This window comes from Candidatus Auribacterota bacterium (genome assembly GCA_026392035.1).
Classification (GTDB): domain Bacteria; phylum Auribacterota; class Tritonobacteria; order UBA1439; family UBA1439; genus JAPLCX01.
This window is the reverse complement of record JAPLCX010000028.1, coordinates 19096-36960: the sequence shown is the minus strand read 5'-3', so window position 1 is coordinate 36960 and position 17865 is coordinate 19096. Positions and strand designations below refer to the sequence as shown.

At 57.9% G+C, this 17865-nt stretch carries 17 protein-coding genes; 10 read left to right on the top strand and 7 right to left on the bottom strand.

Translation table 11 applies throughout. The annotated features are described in order from the left end of the window. Positions 1-178: 178 nt before the first annotated feature. Complete coding sequence (gene ftsH, locus NTX71_02865) at positions 179-2125, top strand: ATP-dependent zinc metalloprotease FtsH (GenBank protein ID MCX6338846.1); 1947 nt, start codon at positions 179-181, stop codon at positions 2123-2125. A gap of 18 nt (positions 2126-2143) precedes the next feature. Continuing rightward, positions 2144-3502, top strand: coding sequence for a phosphoglucosamine mutase (gene glmM, locus NTX71_02860; GenBank protein MCX6338845.1), 1359 nt, complete (start codon positions 2144-2146; stop codon positions 3500-3502). 52 nt (positions 3503-3554) lie between these two features. Here glmM and NTX71_02855 read toward each other — a convergent pair whose 3' ends face one another. After that, on the bottom strand, positions 3555-3821 hold the full coding sequence (locus NTX71_02855) for a hypothetical protein (GenBank protein MCX6338844.1): 267 nt from the start codon (positions 3819-3821) through the stop codon (positions 3555-3557). A gap of 135 nt (positions 3822-3956) precedes the next feature. Further along, a complete protein-coding gene (locus NTX71_02850; protein MCX6338843.1) occupies positions 3957-5489 on the bottom strand; it encodes a sodium-dependent transporter in 1533 nt (510 codons plus the stop codon). A gap of 298 nt (positions 5490-5787) precedes the next feature. Here NTX71_02850 and NTX71_02845 point away from each other — a divergent pair, with 298 nt between their 5' ends. From NTX71_02845 to NTX71_02815, 7 genes are all read left to right on the top strand, one after another. Next, positions 5788-6519 carry a pyridoxine 5'-phosphate synthase gene (locus NTX71_02845; GenBank protein MCX6338842.1) on the top strand — a complete coding sequence of 244 codons (732 nt, stop codon included), beginning with the start codon at positions 5788-5790 and terminating at the stop codon, positions 6517-6519. 206 nt (positions 6520-6725) lie between these two features. Further along, positions 6726-8288: an NAD(P)H-hydrate dehydratase gene (locus NTX71_02840; GenBank protein ID MCX6338841.1), complete on the top strand. Its 1563-nt coding sequence runs from the start codon at positions 6726-6728 to the stop codon at positions 8286-8288. Between the two features lie 146 nt (positions 8289-8434). Beyond that, on the top strand, positions 8435-8599 hold the full coding sequence (locus NTX71_02835) for a zinc ribbon domain-containing protein (GenBank protein ID MCX6338840.1): 165 nt from the start codon (positions 8435-8437) through the stop codon (positions 8597-8599). A 241-nt stretch (positions 8600-8840) separates the two neighbouring features. After that, positions 8841-9584: an RNA methyltransferase gene (locus tag NTX71_02830; protein ID MCX6338839.1), complete on the top strand. Its 744-nt coding sequence runs from the start codon at positions 8841-8843 to the stop codon at positions 9582-9584. A 157-nt stretch (positions 9585-9741) separates the two neighbouring features. Continuing rightward, positions 9742-10620, top strand: a complete 879-nt coding sequence (gene era, locus NTX71_02825; GenBank protein MCX6338838.1) for a GTPase Era — start codon at positions 9742-9744, stop codon at positions 10618-10620. Then, positions 10617-11324, top strand: a complete 708-nt coding sequence (locus tag NTX71_02820) for an endonuclease III domain-containing protein (protein MCX6338837.1) — start codon at positions 10617-10619, stop codon at positions 11322-11324. Before era ends, NTX71_02820 begins: the two co-directional genes overlap by 4 nt. Before the next feature lie 11 nt (positions 11325-11335). Further along, positions 11336-11698: a hypothetical protein gene (locus NTX71_02815; protein ID MCX6338836.1), complete on the top strand. Its 363-nt coding sequence runs from the start codon at positions 11336-11338 to the stop codon at positions 11696-11698. Between the two features lie 93 nt (positions 11699-11791). On the opposite strand, the gene NTX71_02810 is transcribed toward NTX71_02815, so the two are convergent. The 5 genes from NTX71_02810 to NTX71_02790 form a co-directional block, all read right to left on the bottom strand. Further along, positions 11792-12661, bottom strand: coding sequence for a hypothetical protein (locus NTX71_02810; GenBank protein ID MCX6338835.1), 870 nt, complete (start codon positions 12659-12661; stop codon positions 11792-11794). Between the two features lie 203 nt (positions 12662-12864). Further along, on the bottom strand, positions 12865-13449 hold the full coding sequence (locus tag NTX71_02805; GenBank protein ID MCX6338834.1) for a hypothetical protein: 585 nt from the start codon (positions 13447-13449) through the stop codon (positions 12865-12867). After that, a complete protein-coding gene (locus NTX71_02800; protein MCX6338833.1) occupies positions 13446-14582 on the bottom strand; it encodes a helix-turn-helix transcriptional regulator in 1137 nt (378 codons plus the stop codon). The genes NTX71_02805 and NTX71_02800 overlap by 4 nt, the downstream gene beginning before the upstream one ends. Positions 14583-14772: 190 nt before the next feature. Beyond that, the gene (locus tag NTX71_02795) at positions 14773-15969 is read right to left on the bottom strand and encodes an adenosine deaminase (GenBank protein ID MCX6338832.1); all 1197 of its coding nucleotides are present in this window, start codon (positions 15967-15969) and stop codon (positions 14773-14775) included. Positions 15970-16060: 91 nt separating this feature from the next. Continuing rightward, on the bottom strand, positions 16061-16867 hold the full coding sequence (locus tag NTX71_02790) for a hypothetical protein (protein ID MCX6338831.1): 807 nt from the start codon (positions 16865-16867) through the stop codon (positions 16061-16063). Positions 16868-17182: 315 nt separating this feature from the next. On the opposite strand from NTX71_02790, the gene NTX71_02785 reads away from it, so the two are divergent. Then, a complete protein-coding gene (locus NTX71_02785; GenBank protein MCX6338830.1) occupies positions 17183-17851 on the top strand; it encodes a PD-(D/E)XK nuclease family protein in 669 nt (222 codons plus the stop codon). Positions 17852-17865 lie beyond the last annotated feature (14 nt).

Here is a 17865-nt window from a genome sequence, read left to right as displayed (position 1 = left end):
AACACGGACTTGATATTGCGGGCGCCCGCCTGGTATTTGCGATGTGGGCGCCCTTCCTTTTCCGTACAATCCCTCGCTTATTGAAAAGTGTGCACCGTTATTCCTATACGTGTGTTTATTTATCACCGGGGGTTCCTTTTGCTATAATTCCATCAATAATTTTTAATGAAGGTAATTAATGAAAGCACGTTGGTGGCAGGGTAGCCTTCTCTACCTACTTATCCTTGTAGCATTGCTGGCGCTGGCATTCAGCTTTTTCCCGGTCAACAAGGGACCCAAGGAAGTGGATTTTTACGCGTTTATTGATAGTGCCCAGAGCGGACAGATCAACAGCATCCAGCAGGACGGCAATACTATCATAGGCCTCAAAGACGACAAGCCGGTTGTTAAATCTTCCTACACAGGCGGCACCAAGGACCTGATGGACAGCCTTAAGGACGCCGGGGTCAAGCTCGGCCCGGACGGGATGAAATTCGAGGTGAAGACCGGCGGCATCGACTGGGGCAACCTCATGCTCAGTTTCCTGCCGCTGGTGCTGTTCGGCGCCCTGCTTTTCTTTTTATTCCGTTCCGCCCGCGGGGCCAATTCGCAGGCTTTCAATTTCGGCAAGAGCCGCGCGCGCTTAGCCTCCGGCGATAAGCCGACCGTTACCTTTGCCGATGTGGCCGGCATCGACGAATCCAAGGGGGAGTTGCAGGAGTTAGTGGAATTTCTCAAGTCCCCGCAGAAATTCCTCGCCCTGGGCGCGCGCATACCGCGCGGCCTGCTGCTGGTAGGCCCTCCGGGCTGCGGCAAAACACTGATTGCCAAGGCCACCGCCGGCGAGGCCGGAGTGCCTTTTTTCTCCATCAGCGGCAGCGAGTTCGTCGAGATGTTCGTCGGCGTGGGCGCCTCACGCGTGCGCGACCTTTTCGACCAGGCCAAACGCAATTCCCCCTGCATTGTCTTCGTGGACGAGATTGATGCAGTCGGCCGCCACCGCGGTGCCGGCCTGGGCGGCGGGCATGACGAGCGGGAGCAGACGCTCAATGCCCTGCTCGTCGAGATGGATGGTTTCAATACCCAGGAGGGGGTGATCCTCATCGCCGCTACCAACCGTCCCGACGTCCTCGACCCCGCCCTCCTCAGGCCGGGGCGGTTTGACCGGCAGATCGTCATCGAGCTGCCTGACCTGCGCGGCAGGGAGGAGATTCTCAAGGTGCACGTGCAGGGCGTCCCCCTGGACGACCATGTCGAGCTGGGCGTGATCGGGCGCGGGACGCCGGGGTTCTCCGGCGCCGATCTCGCCAACCTCGTCAACGAGGCGGCGCTGCTCGCGGCGCGCCTGGACAAAAAGAGTGTTGACATGGAGGACCTCGAGGAGGCCCGCGACAAGGTGCGCTGGGGGCGGGAGCGCCGCAGCAAGGTGATGGACGAGAAGGATAAGAAGATCACCGCCTACCACGAGGCCGGCCACGCCCTCGTGCTCAGCACGATCGAGGAGACGGAGCCGCTGCACAAGGTGACGATCATCCCCCGCGGCATGGCGTACCTCGGCGCCACGATGCAGCTCCCCGAAAAGGACAAGTACCACCACAGCAAGAAGGAGTTGCTCGGCCAGATCGCGGGCATGATGGGGGGCCGCGTGGCCGAGGAGATCATATTCAGCGATATCACCTCGGGCGCCCAGAGCGACATCAAGCAGGCGACCAAGATCGCCCACATGATGGTGTGCGAATGGGGGATGAGCGAGCGGCTCGGGCCGATGACCTTCGGCGAGCGGGAGGAGCATATCTTTCTGGGAAAGGAGATCGCGCGGTCGGCCGATTACAGCGAGAAGACGGCACAGGAGATCGACCGCGAGGTGCGCCTCATCATCGACGAGTGCTACCAGAGAGCCCGCGAAATAGTCCTCGCCCACAGGGACTCGCTGGACAGGATCGCCCAGGCCCTCCTCGAGCGCGAGGTGCTCGACGGCAAGGAGATCACCATGCTCATCAATGGCGAGCAGCTCCCCCCGTTGAAGAGAACGCCGCCACCTGAGGTCGGGAGTGAGAAAGCAGTCGAGCGCAAGGCCCAGCTGAAGCGAGATGAGAAGCCCATCCCCATCCCGGGGAACGAGCGGCTCCGGCAGCCCGCGGTGTGAGGGAGTCGAGACTTGACCATGCAGGCAACGATGAAACTGTTCGGCACTGATGGCGTGAGGGGAGTCGCCAACACAGAGCCGATGACCGTGGAAACGGCGCTGAAGCTCGGACGAGCGGCGGCGTATGTCTTCAGGGACGCCGACCGCAGGCACCGGTTCGTGATCGGCAAGGACACGCGCCTCTCGGGATACATGCTTGAGAACGCGCTCGTGGCGGGCATCTGCTCCATGGGCGTTGACGTGCTGCTCATCGGCCCCCTCCCCACGCCCGGCACCGCCTTCATCACGAGATCGCTGAGAGCCGACGCCGGCATCATGATCTCCGCGTCGCACAATCCCTATGAGGACAACGGCATTAAGTTCTTCTCCCGCGACGGCTTCAAGCTCCCGGACAGCAAGGAGAACCGGATCGAGCAGCTCATCGCCACCGGCGAACTGGATTCCATCCGGCCCACTGCCCTGGACGTGGGAAAGGCCTACCGCGTTGACGACGCGCAGGGCCGCTACGTGGAGTTCGTCAAGAGCTCCTTCCCCAGGGGGATGGTCCTCGACGGCTTAAAGGTAGTCCTCGACTGCGCGAATGGCGCCGCGTACCGGGTCGCGCCCAGGATACTGACGGAGCTCGGCGCGCAGGTCATCGTCCTCAACGCCGAACCCGACGGAATAAACATCAACCGGGGCTGCGGCTCGCTGCACCCCGAGGTGATCAGCGAGGCGGTGGCGGCGCACCGCGCCGACCTGGGAATCTGCCTCGACGGCGACGCGGACAGGGCGATCATGGTTGACGAGAAGAGCCAGATCATGGATGGGGATACTATCATGGGGATATGCGCGTTGGACATGAAGGCGAGCGGTGCCCTGAAGGGGAACCTCCTCGTCGCAACGGTGATGAGCAACTGCGGCCTCGAGCACGCGATGAAGAAGGCGGGAATCAAAATGCTGAGGACCCGTGTGGGTGACCGCTATGTCGTGGAAAAGATGCTCGGGCAGAATGCAACCCTGGGGGGCGAGCAATCGGGGCACATCATCTTCAGGGACTACACCACGACCGGCGATGGCATGATCACCGCCCTCCAGGTGCTGCGGATCATGCGCTCCTCAAAGAAGAAGCTCTCCGACCTCCGGAAGCGGATCAAGAAATATCCCCAGGTGCTCGTGAACATCAAGGTCAGGCACAAGAAGCGGTTCGACGATCTGCCCGGGGTTGTCAAGAGGATCAAAAAGGTCCAGGCCTCCCTGGGAGACGAGGGGCGCGTTCTCGTACGCTACTCGGGCACCGAGCGCATCGCTCGGGTGATGGTTGAGGGGGAAAACAGAAAGTCGATCGAAGCGATGGCTCGTGAGATCGCCGACGTCATCGGCAAAGAGCTCGGATGATCCGCTCCGCACCGCGTGCACCACGCCGAGGGCGGCGGGAGCGCGCGAGGCGTCAGCGGGGCGTGACAACGGCACGGGCGGGCACGTCGAACGGTTCCTGGATCTGCCGGTAGTAGGTCATAATGTTGTCGATCGACTGGCGCATGAGGATGATCGAGTAGTAGGTCGCGACGAGCACTGCCGCGCTCAGGAGTATCTTTGTCGCCAGCCTGAAGCGCGGGTTGAACCAGAGGAGTGGCAGCGCGAGGGGGCCGACGCACAGGAGTGCGATCACCAGCACGGAGGTTTTATAGTACCATTGTTCCCGCTCATCTTCCATGGACTCCCCCCCTTCCTCGCCGCGCCATTTCCTATAGGTCCTTGTACGGCTCCTTCAAAGCTCTCCAGACACAAAAGATGACCAGGCCGAGTATCAGGCTCCAGGAAAGGATTAAAAATAACCAGCCGCTCCAGGTCATTTCGACTCTCCAAATTTTACGCGGTATGCCTTCCGTACCAGCACCATGATAGCCGCAAACATGCCAAACAGCCCCACCCTCGTCGCGATGATATAGGGAACATTCTCTCGCGGCACGCCCCTCAGGAGGAAGGTCGGCACCGCCTGCTGGAAGAACCAGAACGCGAGGATGAGGATCAGGAATGACGGAGTCACGTACTTGATAACGAACTTGTAGAAACGTGGCACGTAGAGCTCCGCCCCGTGGTGTATCTCATCCCAGGCCCTCTGGATGCCAAAAACCCACACGAAAAGCACGCATTCTACCATGCCGAATACCACGAGGAAGAACGACCCCGCCCAGAAGTCGATGTCATCCATCACTCCCCTTGCGAGGAAGAAGATCGGGAACTGGCAGAGGATTAATGTCGCCGCGGCGATCAGCACCACCGCCTTCTTCCGCGATATGGAGAACTCGTCTTTCAGAAAAGCGACCGCGGGTTCCAGGAGTGAAATGCTCGAGGTGAGGCCCGCGAGAAAGAGCAGGAAGAACCAGAGGAAGGCGAATAGCATTCCGTGCGACATGTTCGAGAAGATGAGCGGCATCGTGACAAACCCGATGTTGAAGCTCCCGCTCTTCGCGACCTCCTGCGCCCCGGCGTGCCCGAAAAAGGCGAAGGCGAGCGGGATGACAATCGAGCCGCCGAGGATGACCTCGGCGAACTCGTTGAGGGAGCTTGCCGTGAGTCCCGAAAGCACGATGTCGTCCCCCTTCGAGAGGTAGCTCGCATAGGTGATGATGACCCCGATGCCGACGCTCAGGGTGAAGAAAATCTGCCCCGCGGCGGCGAGCCACACCCTGGAGTTGAGCAGCGCGCTGAAATCCGGGTTCCATAGAAATCCCATGCCGTTGTAGATGTTCCAGTCGGGATGGGCCGGGTTTGGGGCGCCGACTGTCAGCACCCGCACCACGATGACGATGGCAAAGAGGAACAGGATGGGGAGAGCGATGTTGCACAGCGTCTCAATACCGCCCTTCAGACCCCGATAGATGACGGCAAAGTTGACGAAGAAAGTAACAAGGAAAAACAGATACGAGTACAAAAAGAGGCGGCTCGACCCTATCCCCTGGTAGCGCTGGAGGAAAGCGAGCATTCCCTCCCTCGTGGCATGGTGGCGCAGGGTGCCCGTAAGCGAAAAAGCGCAGTAGCCAACGAGCCAGCTCTCGATATATATATAATAGATAAAGATCGCGACCGGCCCGAAGATGCCTATCGCACCGAAGTATTTCGCCGTGCGGTGCTGCCAGAGGCGATTGAAAATCAAGGGCGCGCTTCCGTGCCCAAAAATACCGCCGTACCTGCCGATCGCCCACTCAATCCACATCAGTGGTAAGCCGAGGAGGAGGAGGGAAATAAAATACGGGATCATGAACGCGCCACCGCCGTTCTGCGCGGCCTGCGAGGGGAAACGCAGGAAGTTGCCCAGGCCGATTGCCGAACCGGCGACGGCCATTATGATCCCTATCTTCGACGTCCACTTCTCTCTCATCTCAAGGTGCCTCGTGAGAAGCCTATTATAGCCATCCCGGATTGAAAAACCAAGGGATGATGGCGGGTGGAGCGACAACTATTTTTTATGTACAGCCTCAGTCACGGGAGGTATTTTTAGGCGAGCGACGGACACCTACGAAATGGAACAAAGGTGGAATACGTAGGGCGAGTATGAGCATGGTTATTCGAGGTTCAGACCACGATACCACTTTCCCTGCCGCGTTGCCGGATTCATCGGATTATAGTATAGTAGCGTCCAACGCAAGGAGGCAGGAGCCAATTCGAGGAGCGGTATTATGATCAAGCTCGGGGTAAACATAGACCATGTCGCGACCGTCCGCCAGGCGCGCCTGACGGTTGAACCCGACCCCGTCGCCGCCGCGGCGCTTTGTGAGTTCGCAGGTGCCCATGGCATCACGGTACACCTGCGCGAGGACAGACGGCACATCCAGGACCGCGACGTGGAGATGCTCAGGAAAAAGATCCGCACGCGACTCAACCTCGAGATGGCGGTCGCCGGGGAGATCATTTCGTTCGCCGAGCGGGTGAGGCCTGACAGCGTGTGCCTTGTCCCTGAGAAGAGAGACGAGGTCACCACGGAGGGCGGGCTCGACGCCGCCGGAAACAGTGGCAAGATCACCGGAGCGGCGAAGCGCCTGAAGGCGGCCGGTATCACGGTCAGCATTTTCATAGATCCCGTTGAGGATCAGATAAGCGCCGCTGCCGGAACGGGGGCAGATTTCATCGAGCTCCACACCGGCTGCTACGCCAGCGCGCAAGGGGCGACTGAGCGACAGGCCGAGCTCGACAAGCTCATCTCAATGGGTGAATTTGCGTCCGGCAAAGGACTCAGGATCAACGCGGGCCACGGCCTGACGTACGGGAACGTACGTCCCGTCCTTGTTATTCCCCACCTGGAGGAGCTGAATATCGGGCACAGCATCATTTCCCGGGCAATCTTCGTCGGCTTGGAAGAGGCAGTGCGGGAGATGCTCGATCTGCTCAAACTGGGACCGACCCAACTGTGATTCAACGTTTCACCACGGAGGCACGGAGAAGTCACGGAGAGCACGGAGATTGTTACAACGGCAACAACAGTTTCTCGTTTCTGGTTTCTCGAACAAGAAATGATCCGTGTGTATCCGTGTTCATCTGTGGTGAGAATTAATCCGCGCAAATCTGCGGCGAGCTATATTAAACTTTACTCTGTGTCCTCCGTGGTGAGGAATAGACAATGAAGCTGGTCACGGCTGAACAGATGAGGGAGCTCGACCGGATCGCCATTCGCGAGCGCGGGATTCCCTCGATGGAGCTGATGGAGAGGGCGGGCGCGGCAGTCGCCCGCTGCGCCGCATCGATGATTGCCGATGGGGGATTGCGCAGGAGGGCTCTCCTCTTCGTGGGGAAAGGAAACAACGGCGGCGATGCGTTCGTCGCGGCGAGGCATCTCGAGGCGGAGGGAATAAAGACAAAAACGATCCTGCTCTCTGGCAGGAGGGAGATCACCGGGGACGCGCGAGAAAACCTCCAGCGCCTGGAGCAGACGGGAGCCGATCTGGTCAGGGCGGAGACCCTGGAAGAGCTCGAGGGCCTGAGAGAGTGCGCGGGGGCGTTTGACCTCGTCATTGACGGCATCCTGGGGACCGGGGTGAAAGGCAATGTCTCCGGGCATTTCGCCGAGGCGATATTCTTCATCTGCGGCCTGCATGAGATGGTGGTCGCCATAGACGTCCCCTCGGGTCTCGACGCCACGAGCGGGCGCGCCTGCGGTGTCGCCGTCCGGGCATCGGCCACGGTAACGATGGGGCTCCCGAAGATCGGCCTGGTCCGCGCAGACGGCCTTGAGCACAGCGGCCGGATCCGCGTGGCAGACATCGGCCTCCCGGAAGATTCGGTCCGCGACGTCCCGGGCGAGGGGGAGCTCACCGTCGAGCAAGACCTCTACAATCTTTTTCCCCCGCGCCGACGCGTGTCACACAAGGGCGACTACGGCCGCATCCTCATCGTCGCGGGCTCTCCCGGCATGACCGGCGCCGCCTGCCTCGCGGCCTCGGCCGCCATGCGGGCGGGCTCGGGCCTCGTGACGGTTGCGGCGCCCCGCAGCCTCAACCCCATCTTGGAGGTGAAGCTCACGGAGGCGATGACCCTTCCGTTGCCTGAAACAGCGGCGGGCACGCTCGGGAGGGAAGCGGGTGAAGAGATTCTCCGTGTCGCTGACCGATTCGACATCGCGGTGATAGGCCCGGGGCTCTCGCGGCATCAGGAGACTGTCCAGATGGTGAGGACGCTCGCCGCGAATCTGCGCACGCCGATGCTCATTGATGCCGACGGCCTCAACGCGCTCGCGGAGGACGCGAGCGTCCTCAAGAAGATGGAGTCTCAGGTCATACTCACCCCCCACCCCGGCGAAATGGCGCGCCTCCTCAAGAGAGATACCGCCGCTATTCTGAACGACAGGCTCGCCGCAGCGGAAGGGTTTGCCCGCGACTACGGGATCACACTCGCCCTCAAGGGGGCCCTGACGGTCGTGGCCACCGCTGCGGGCGGTCTCTCCCTCAACGCGAGCGGCAACCCCGGCATGGCCTCCGGCGGCAGCGGCGACGTGCTCTCGGGAGTCATCGCCTCGTTCTGGGGCCAGGGGATGTCGGCACCCGATGCGGCCCGAGCGGGGGTGTTCGTCCACGGCGACGCGGGAGACCGCGCCGCGCTGCTCCTCGGCGAACGCGCCCTCATCGCCTCCGACATCATTGACCACCTCCCCGCAGCCATCGAGAGCCTCGCGCACAGGAGATGGTAGCGCGAGCCGCTCTCCCGCGTTCACCTGTGTATCACCGCTGTGGATCTGTTAATCTCGCGTACGTTCCTGAAAAATCCGCGCCTATTGCATCGCGGATAGAAATAGTTTAAAATACCACACATTGATGACAATGGAGGAGATTGACCATGCCAACATACGAATACAAGTGCGAAAAGTGCGCGAAGACCTTTCGCGTGACGATGACCATAGGCGCGCACGACAAAAAAAGGCCCGAATGCCCGAAGTGCGGCAGCCGGAAGGTGAGGCAGCAACCGGCCTCATTCTTCGCGGTGACATCCAAGAAGGGCTGATGGGCTCCCGCACCCTCCAGCCTATCGCGAACACCGGTTCTTCGGTGGGCTTTTTATACAAAGCATTTTTTGAAACAGGATACACACAGATGGGGCAGTGTTATAATACCCCCTCACCCCATCCCTCTCCCCCCGAAGGGAGACAGGAGGGTGAGGGTGCAATCAGTTTTATCTGCGTTCATCTGCGTGGATCCTGTTCCAATTGTGGTTTTTATCCGCGATGATCCACGGCTGAGATACAATGAAAGCGTTGCTGGACAACATCTCCATCGTCCTTGTCGGGATCCGCAATCCCGGCAACATCGGCTCGGCTGCTCGCGCGATGAAGAATATGGGAGTGAGCCGCCTCGTTCTGGTGAATCCCGTCCCTTACGATACTCCCGAAGTGTACAACCTGGCCTGGGGCGCCGAAGAGCTAGTGCGGAACGCGCGCGTCTGTAGAACCATGAGCGAGGCCTTGAGAGACTGCGGCTTTGTGGTCGGGACCACGCGGCGAAGGGGGCGGAGCAGGCGGCCGATCATCCCCCTGCGCACGGCGATACCGAAGATTGCCGCTGCGACAACGCGCAATCAGGTCGCGATACTCTTTGGCCGTGAGGATAAGGGGCTGAGCAATGACGAGCTCGCGCACTGCCAGCTTGCCCTCAGCATACCCACCTCACGGGGTATGCCCTCCCTCAACGTGGCCCAGACAGTGATGGTGGTCTGCTACGAACTCTTCGGGCATGCACTCTCTGATCAGGCAACTACTCCCCCCGCGCTCGTCCCACAGGCCGAGCTCTGGAAACTCTATGCGCGCCTGGAGAAGGCGCTCGCCTCCATCGGCTACGGCGACCAGGGCAGCAGGAAGGTGCTCACGAGCGTCATGAGAACGCTCATGCGTATCTTCGGGAGGAGCGGCATTGCCGACGATGAGCTCCGCGCGCTCCACGGTATCTGCCAGCAGATCGAAAGATACGTCGCACGGCGCACCAGCAATAAATAGGAAACTACAGATTCAATTTTAGCCACGGATTGACACGGATTATCACAGATAATAAGTTCTTAATGCGTACAGTATTTTCATCCGTGAGCATCCGTGCAAATACGTGGCAGAAACAATCGTGATTATCTGCGAAATCCTCGGTTAAGGTTTTAAAGAGATGAAATTCGGCTTCGTCGCCATCATCGGGAGACCCAACACCGGCAAGTCGACACTGCTCAACCGGCTCGTGGGGCAGAAACTTGCCATCGTCACCCCCAAGCCCCAGACGACGCGCGACCCGATACGCGGAATTCTGACGACGGCCGACGCGCAGATTGTGTTCATAGACACCCCCGGCCTCCACACCCCGCGCGACTTTCTCGGGAGGTATATGGTGCGTGGCGCAAGGCGCTCGTTCGGAGAGGCCGACCTCGTGTACTTGATGGTGGAACCCGCGCGCGTTAGTGATGAGGACCGTGAGGCGATCGCCCTCCTCCGCGACTGCAAGGCTCCCGTGTTCCTCCTCATCAACAAGGTGGATACGGTGCCTCGGCAGGAGATTCTCCCCGTGATCGATTCCTACCGGCAGCTCCTGCCCTTTAAAGAGATCATTCCCATCTCGGCCCTTGGCGGAGAGAACGTGGAGCTCCTCCTGGCGAAGACGCTCGAGCAGTTGCCCGAGGGCGAGAAGATCTTCCCCGACGACCTCCTCTCCGACCAGCCGACGCGCTTCGCGGTGGGCGAGATGATCAGGGAAAAGGTTTTTAGCTTCACCCACCAGGAGATCCCCTACGGCACCGCGGTGAGGATGGAGGGTATGGAGGAACGGGATGACGGCATCGTCGTCGTTCGCGCCACGATCATCGCCGAGCGGGAATCGCAGAAGGGCATCCTGGTCGGCAAGGGCGGGAGCATGATCAAGCGGATCGGCAGCGCGGCGCGTAGGGATATCGAGGAGTTTCTCGGCAAAAAAATATTCCTGGACCTCAGGGTGAAGGTCATCAAGGATTGGAAGAAGGACGAGCTCCGGCTCAAGAAGCTCGGGTACGATCTGTGACAAAAAACAAGAACGTGATGCTGCAGATGTACCGTGAACTCTTCAGGATATTCGGCCCACAGCACTGGTGGCCGGGCGAGACCCCGATCGAGGTCATCGTGGGGGCTATCCTGACACAGAACACCGCGTGGGGCAACGTCGAACGGGCCATCAGAAACCTCAAGAAAGCCCGCCTCCTTTCGGTGAAGGGACTGGCGGGCGCTCCCCGGCGGACGCTCGCACGGCTGGTCAGGCCCTCGGGGTATTTCAATCAGAAGGCCATCAAGCTCAAGGCGTTCATGGACTTTCTCCGCGACGAGTACGGCGGAAGCCTGCGCCGCATGGCCCGTGAGCGGACCCCCGCACTCCGCCGGAAGCTCCTCGCGGTGCACGGCATCGGGCCGGAGACGGCGGACAGCATCTTGCTCTACGCCTTCGGCAGGCGGGTCTTCGTCGTGGACGCATACACCGCGCGGATATTCAGCCGGCACAATCTCGTTCCGGAGGATGCCTCATACCATGAGGTGCAACGCTTCATCGCCGGAAGCATTCCAAAGAGCGTGAGGCTGTACAACGAATTCCACGCGCTGATCGTGCGGGCGGGCAAGGAGTTCTGCCGCAAGACATCGCGCTGTGAGTTATGCCCTTTATTAAAGAGATTTAAGCCATTGAAACTGCTCAAACAGTTCGAACGATTCAAACGGCTCAAACCTGACAATAGATAATTGAATTACGTATGGCAGTGACCTGCCCCCGCTGCGGGCGCCAGTACGATATCACGATCTTCCAATTCGGGAGGACGGTGACGTGCGGCTGCGGCGCGGTCATCGACGAGTCTCACGTGGAACTGTTCCGGAGCGTCGAACGGATTCTCGCGAGCGCCGATGACGCCCGAAAGGCCGAGGAGTTGAGGAGGATGGCTGACGAGGTCTGCCGCATGATTCTCGATGAGCGCTTCCCCGACGTGGACGTCGAGATCGCCCAGAGCAGGGTGAGGGATAAGTGCCATGAGCTGTTCCCCGACAAGCTCGCGCTCTTCGAGATGATCTACGAGAGCCGCTTCCGCCGGCTCTGGGAACAATTTAGGAATAAGAGATAGTACACATGTTAGCCGGCATTCAGCGCGCTTGTCATCCCTGCGAAAGCAGGGATCCAGCGGACCCGGGACAACCTGCAGCGCGTGCTTACACAATCAATCATCAGACGCAGAAAGATATTTAATAACGTTACTCAATTCAACAACTTCGAGATGAGGGGGACAATCAGGCCAGTTATGCTTCCAACACACGATTACATCACATCCTTCTAGAGAATGTCCGTGATCTCGGAACGCTTTACTCTCGAACTCAAATTCTATGCGGACGCGTTGCCACTTCCCTGCGTCAACTTGTCTCTTTGCCTCGCAATCTGGAAAACCAGCTTGTACCGCCTCAACTAGGTACCCAAGCTCTCGCGCAACCATTCCAAAGAGAAATACGACACCGTCCTCATTAACAGGTTCATGTCGAAGACCGCGAAAATCAATCGGATTGCCATAAGTTGGGCGAGCGTCTAGCTTTGCATGTCTTTTATGTTGTGAAGATATGGATGGCGAGGTCACTGTGGTACTTGGGGTCATTGAAAACACGGCGCCAGATCGAGGGCGGGCTACCTCAATCGGTAAGAGCGCAACAACGTCAGCCCACTCGGGACGCCCTTCGGCAAAAGCACGGAACTTGGAAGGAATGCTAGACCATGTGCCTATTTTCCTATCGAATACGCCAGCACTATATGTGCCTTCACTTCGATACTGGTTTCTTGTCGGTATTCTGCGATACTTCCGCACATATTCGCCCCAGTCTTCCAAAAGGACAGCAGGATCAAGCGGCTGGTTGGTGCTGTTCGGTTCGAGACCAGCGGCACGCACTGCCTCACGCCAACTCGGAAAATGCTTGAGTACTTGATACTCAGTCATGCCTGAGTGGCTCTTAAACTCACGACGGGAAGGGGGGCGGCCAAGAGCTTTCGCCGACGTTCGTATAGCCTGCAATATTTCCTCGCTACTAGGCAGTGTAGTCGTCATATCATCAATTTTGTCTATGCTAGGGATCAGCGATGCGTTGGATAATCTGTTCCCATTGAGACAATGGTCGACTCCTTTTTTGCCCCACCTAACGTATAGTATATATAGTTGCTGGAATGATCGACAGTAACCTTCCTCCATTTATTGTACCACTATGAATTAGACTATCCAGTACTTACTATTGCTTTCAATGTCCCTTTGCCCTAGACAGAGCAATCTGTCCCGAAGTAATCCTTGAACAACTTGCGAAGTTCCTTCTTTGCCATCGGGAGGTCATTCTCGTAGTCAAGGTATTCAAATAATTTCCTAATCAACACAATGTCAATTCGACCGGCTACGAGCATCACTTTCAGTAGTTTGACCATACTCCAACATTCGATATGATGCGCTTGAGCAACCTTGCGAAGACCTGCATCGTCGCTCACAACAGGGAATCCGCGAGCGAATCCGATTGCTAATGCTTTCAAATCCTCGTGAGCGAGGTTCAAAGCATGGATCTTTGAGTAGGCCGACAAAAATGAGAAGGCGTTCTCAACTTGCTTGCGAAGTTTTCCACGGTATTCGTAACGCTTTGCCAGTCTATCTTGCTTGTACTCCGTATTAGTCACCCACTCAAACTTGTTCTGCAATCGCGAGCTTGTGAGATACTCATCATCGAGGTCTGCTAGGACAAATAGAGAATAGCGAGGGCTCGTCCCAAATGTTTCCTGCAACAACGGATGAATGGAGCGAGCCATTCGAAAATAGGCGTTGCTGTCGAGAAGAATGACCTGGGGCGGCGTGCTCATTTCCGGAGTTCCACCGACAGGGCTTTAGCGTCTGCCAGGGAAACCCCGAGCACGCGGTGAATGAAGTGTTCTGCCCCCTGCTCATTTTTGCAGAATTCGGATAGCGCGTCAAAGAATTGGCTTTCGAACACAGACCGGGCCACGTCGATATAGTCGGCTGGTTTTGGCGGAAGGCGTCTGAACAAAGTCTTTGAAATAGTAGGGTATCTCTTCCCAAAGTTCACGACCGAACCCATGAACGGCGAGAGGTCACCGAGTTTAGTTTTCGGGATGCCTCGTGCTTGTTCATATCCCTCCAATGCTAGGCGGATCGTGTAAGGCGAAATCACATGCTTTATGGCCTCGGATCGGACACGTTCGATCCTGGCCCCGATGCCGGGAATCCTCTGTAAAACATTATGAAGTTTGTCAGCATGTGATTCAGGGAAAAGCAGAGCTTGTGCGAAACTGTCGGCGAAATCCTCGCCAGCTTCTCCGGAAAGCGTGGGCGCGAATGAATGGCCCAGTTCATGAGCCATCCAGAACTTGAAGTCAACAGTATTGCTATCCAAGTTTAGAAATATCCAAGTCGTCTTCGAGTCGGGCAGGTGAATATTCAGGGCATTACCATGATATTCTCTGGCTCCCCACAAGACCGGGATGATCACGGCGTGAAGCCGGTCGAACTTAGCGATAATGTCCTTAAAATCAATACGTTCCTTCCCCATCAGGCCCATCTCTTTACGCACATCCGCAGCTACCCGTTGGATGTAATCGTAGCTGTTTATCGGATTTTTGAGTGTGGGAGGCTGAGTCAAGTCCTGACCGGGCAGGTATTTCACCAATTGTTTGAGTAATTCGCCGGTTTCGCGAGCGCTGTCGAGGTGTTCGTCTCTTGTCTTCGTGCGGGCCTTTCTTCGGAATGTGACGATTGGAACAAGCGTAGGCGATGCCACTGTAACTAGTTGCTCAAATGACAACTTCAGGAGCATCCCTATACGTAGCAGTTTATCTGGCTGAGGGAATGCCCCACCCTGAACCCATTTTGATACCGCCTCTCTGGAAACGTTCAGCTTATCCGCCAAGTCCGATTGGTTCATTCCGGCCCTGATGAGAGCGTCTTTAAAAACAGAGATATTAAGGGATTTATTCATGTCGGTATTATGCCAAATGCCGTGGATTATTGTCAACTTTTGTCAACCGATTTTTACAGGGCAGATCAATGTCATTAATGCCCGCGCTAGTCCCGTTTATTATGTGCAGGGTCTGCCAATTGAATCGGAGCAGAGGCATACAAAGCGATTGCCCGCCAAAGCATCAGCTAAAGCATCGGGGCTTGACAAGTCAGGTATTTCTTGGTAACTTAAGCTTCGCGAAGGCCGGCTTGATTACCTTATAGATGATGTCGCACCGCTCATCATAGTGGACGAACGCGCTCTTCATCGCGTTGAGCGTGAGGATTTCAAGGTCGCGCATGGTGAGATTGTACGCGCGCGCCGCGATATCCAGCTCTTTGCTCATCGAGGTGTCGCTCATCAAACGATTGTCGGTATTGAGCGTGACGCGGAAGCGGTTCGTGTAGAAGAGGCGGAAGGGGTGCGAGGCGAAGCTCTCCGCGGCGGCCGTGTGAATGTTGCTGCTCAGGCAGCATTCCAGCGGGATGCGCTTGTCCAGCACGTACTGGGCGAGCGTGCCCATTCCCACCACCCTCCCCTTTTCTATAACGAAATCATCCACGAGGCGTGTCCCATGTCCGATGCGGTGCGCGCCGCACCACTGGAGCGCCTGCCAGATCGATTCCGCGCCGAACGCCTCACCCGCGTGAATGGTGATGTTGAAGTTTTCCCGCTGGCAGTAGTGGAACGCCTCGATATACTTCTTGGCAGGGTAGCCCGCCTCGTCCCCGGCGAGATCGAACGCGACGGCGCCCTTTTCCCGGTACTTCACGGCGAGCTCCGCCATCGGCACCGCCCACTCCGTGCCGCGCATGGAGCAGACGATGAGGCCGAACGATATCCCCGTCTCCCTCGATCCCTGGCGCAGCCCCTTGAGCACCGCCTCCATGATCTCGTCGTGCGTCAGCCCCCTTTTCGTGTGGAAGAACGGGGCGAACCGCGTCTCGACATAGACAGTGTTGTCTTGCTTCAGGTCGAGGATCGATTCGTAGGCCACGCGCTCGAGCGCTCCCTCTGTCTGGAGAACGGCATAGATCACCTTGAACGTTTCGAGGTAGAGTTTGAGATCCCCCCGGTTCGCGCCGCGGTGGAACCAATCGAGGAGCTCTCGGGGATCGTCAGAGGGGAGGGGATAGCGCTCCTTCTTCGCCAGCTCGATAACCGTGTCAATCCGCAGGCCGCCATCGAGGTGGTCGTGTAAAAGCACCTTGGGCAATTTCTTGATCGTTTCTAAGGTGGGCAGCATCGCCCCGGTCCTGGTCGAGTTTCGCGAATTGTACCAGAAAGCGGCGGCGGGGGCGAGCACTATATTGAGAGAACCAGCCGCGGATCTGCGCGGATTGACGCAGATTTCAACTGCCCCCACTCTAAACTTTAAGCCTTACACTTTAAACTGCGGTTCCATCCGCGTTCATCCGCGGCACAATCTCTAATCTGCACAATGCTTCCCAAGTCCGTCACGGCGATGTGGAATGAACCACCGCCCGCTTCCCTGTGGGAGCCCCCGATGCCTCTCCGACCGCCTCAACAAAGGTTCCCCCCTTCTCCCAGTCGCCATACATTGGGTTGGGCATGATCACCAGGTCCCTGCCGAACCGCTCTCTCACATCCTTGAAACCCATCTCTTTATCGTTGTAGAGATCGTGGGTCTGATCACCGACCAGCATCAGAATCTTGAGCGGGGGAAGGCGCTTTCCCTCGGGCAGGGTCTTCAGGGCCCCTCCCTCCACATCGGCCCGGCGCACGGCCTTCGACCGGTCCGCGCGATAGGGGCCCTCACGGAAGAGACACGCATCGTAGGTGAAACCGAGCTCGTCCAGATTCCTGAGGGTGGCCTTCCCCACGGCTTCCTGCCGATTCGTGATGATGACCACCTTCCCCCCGCGCTCCCTGACCGCGGCGCAGAACTCCCTGGCGCCGGGAAGGGCGGTCGCCTTTCCTTTATTACACCATTCATCCCATGCCTGGCCCGAATACGTGACCCCCCTGGCCTGCAGCGATGCCTGGAACTCGACATTGCTGATGATCGTTTCATCCGCATCAAAAACGACGCACCAGGTACCGGGCTTTTCCCCGCGCGAGAGGTCGCGCACCCGTCTCCCCGCATCAGCGTAGGCCTGCTGGACGCAGCATTTGTAGGCGTCCGAGGAGCTCACCCATGCGATGTCGTTGCTCAGCCTTATCTGCGCCGCGAGTCCGGCGCCGGTGAGCGCGCAGAGCGCTATGACAAGCAGCGCAGCAAAACCCATGCTGACTCTTTTCATCTTCCCTCCCTCCTATGGTGGTCTAACCAAGTTAAATACATAGATTTATTTTCAACCACAGATAAACACAGATTAACACGGATGTAGAAACTTTTACTGGTTCCTAATTATGATTTTTTAGTTAGCATTTTATCTGTGTGTATCTGCGTGCATCCTGTTCCTTCAATATTTCACTTACAGTAGCGCACTCTCGCAGAAATGCAAGCAAAAAGCTCGTGCCGTACGCGCGGATGCTATTCACTTTTCGGGGAAAATGCACTATCATCTGTGATGTCACAATCGATGAGCGCGGAGTGCGCCACCGGGAGGAGGTCCATGAAGCGGATTGCATTGTCTCCATCTGCATTGAGCCTTTTCAGTGACTGCCCGCTCTGTTTCTGGCTCGATAAAAACAAGGGGATAAAGCGGCCGCGGGGGATCTTCCCCTCATTGCCGGGGGGTATGGATTCTGCGATCAAAGCATACTTCGACAAGTACCGCACGAGGGGAGAGCTGCCCCCGGAGATAGCCGGCAAGGTGAGAGGGAGGCTTTTCCCCGAGCGTGAAATTCTGGGGAGGTGGCGGAGCTGGAGGACCACGGAACTGCGCTACGAGGATCCCGCGCTGGACGCGGTGCTCTCGGGCGCCCTGGACGATTGTCTCGTTGAGGACGGCTTCTACATCCCCGTGGACTATAAAACGAGGGGCTATGACCTTAAAGAAGATCCAGCGATCTACTACCAAACCCAACTCGACTGCTACTGCCTGATACTGGAATCGAGCGGCTATAGGACAGGCGGTTTCGCCTATCTCATCTACTACTGGCCGGCGGAGGTCAGGGAAAACGGGGTCGTGAAATTCAACGTCAGGCCGATGAAGATCGAGACGAAGATCGAATCCGCGAAAGAGACGTTTCAGGACGCCGTGCGTGTGCTCCGCTCGCCGATTCCAAAAGCGGCGGGCGCGTGCGATTACTGCGCGCTGGTCGCACAGCGTAAAATCTAAATCAGGAGGAGCGC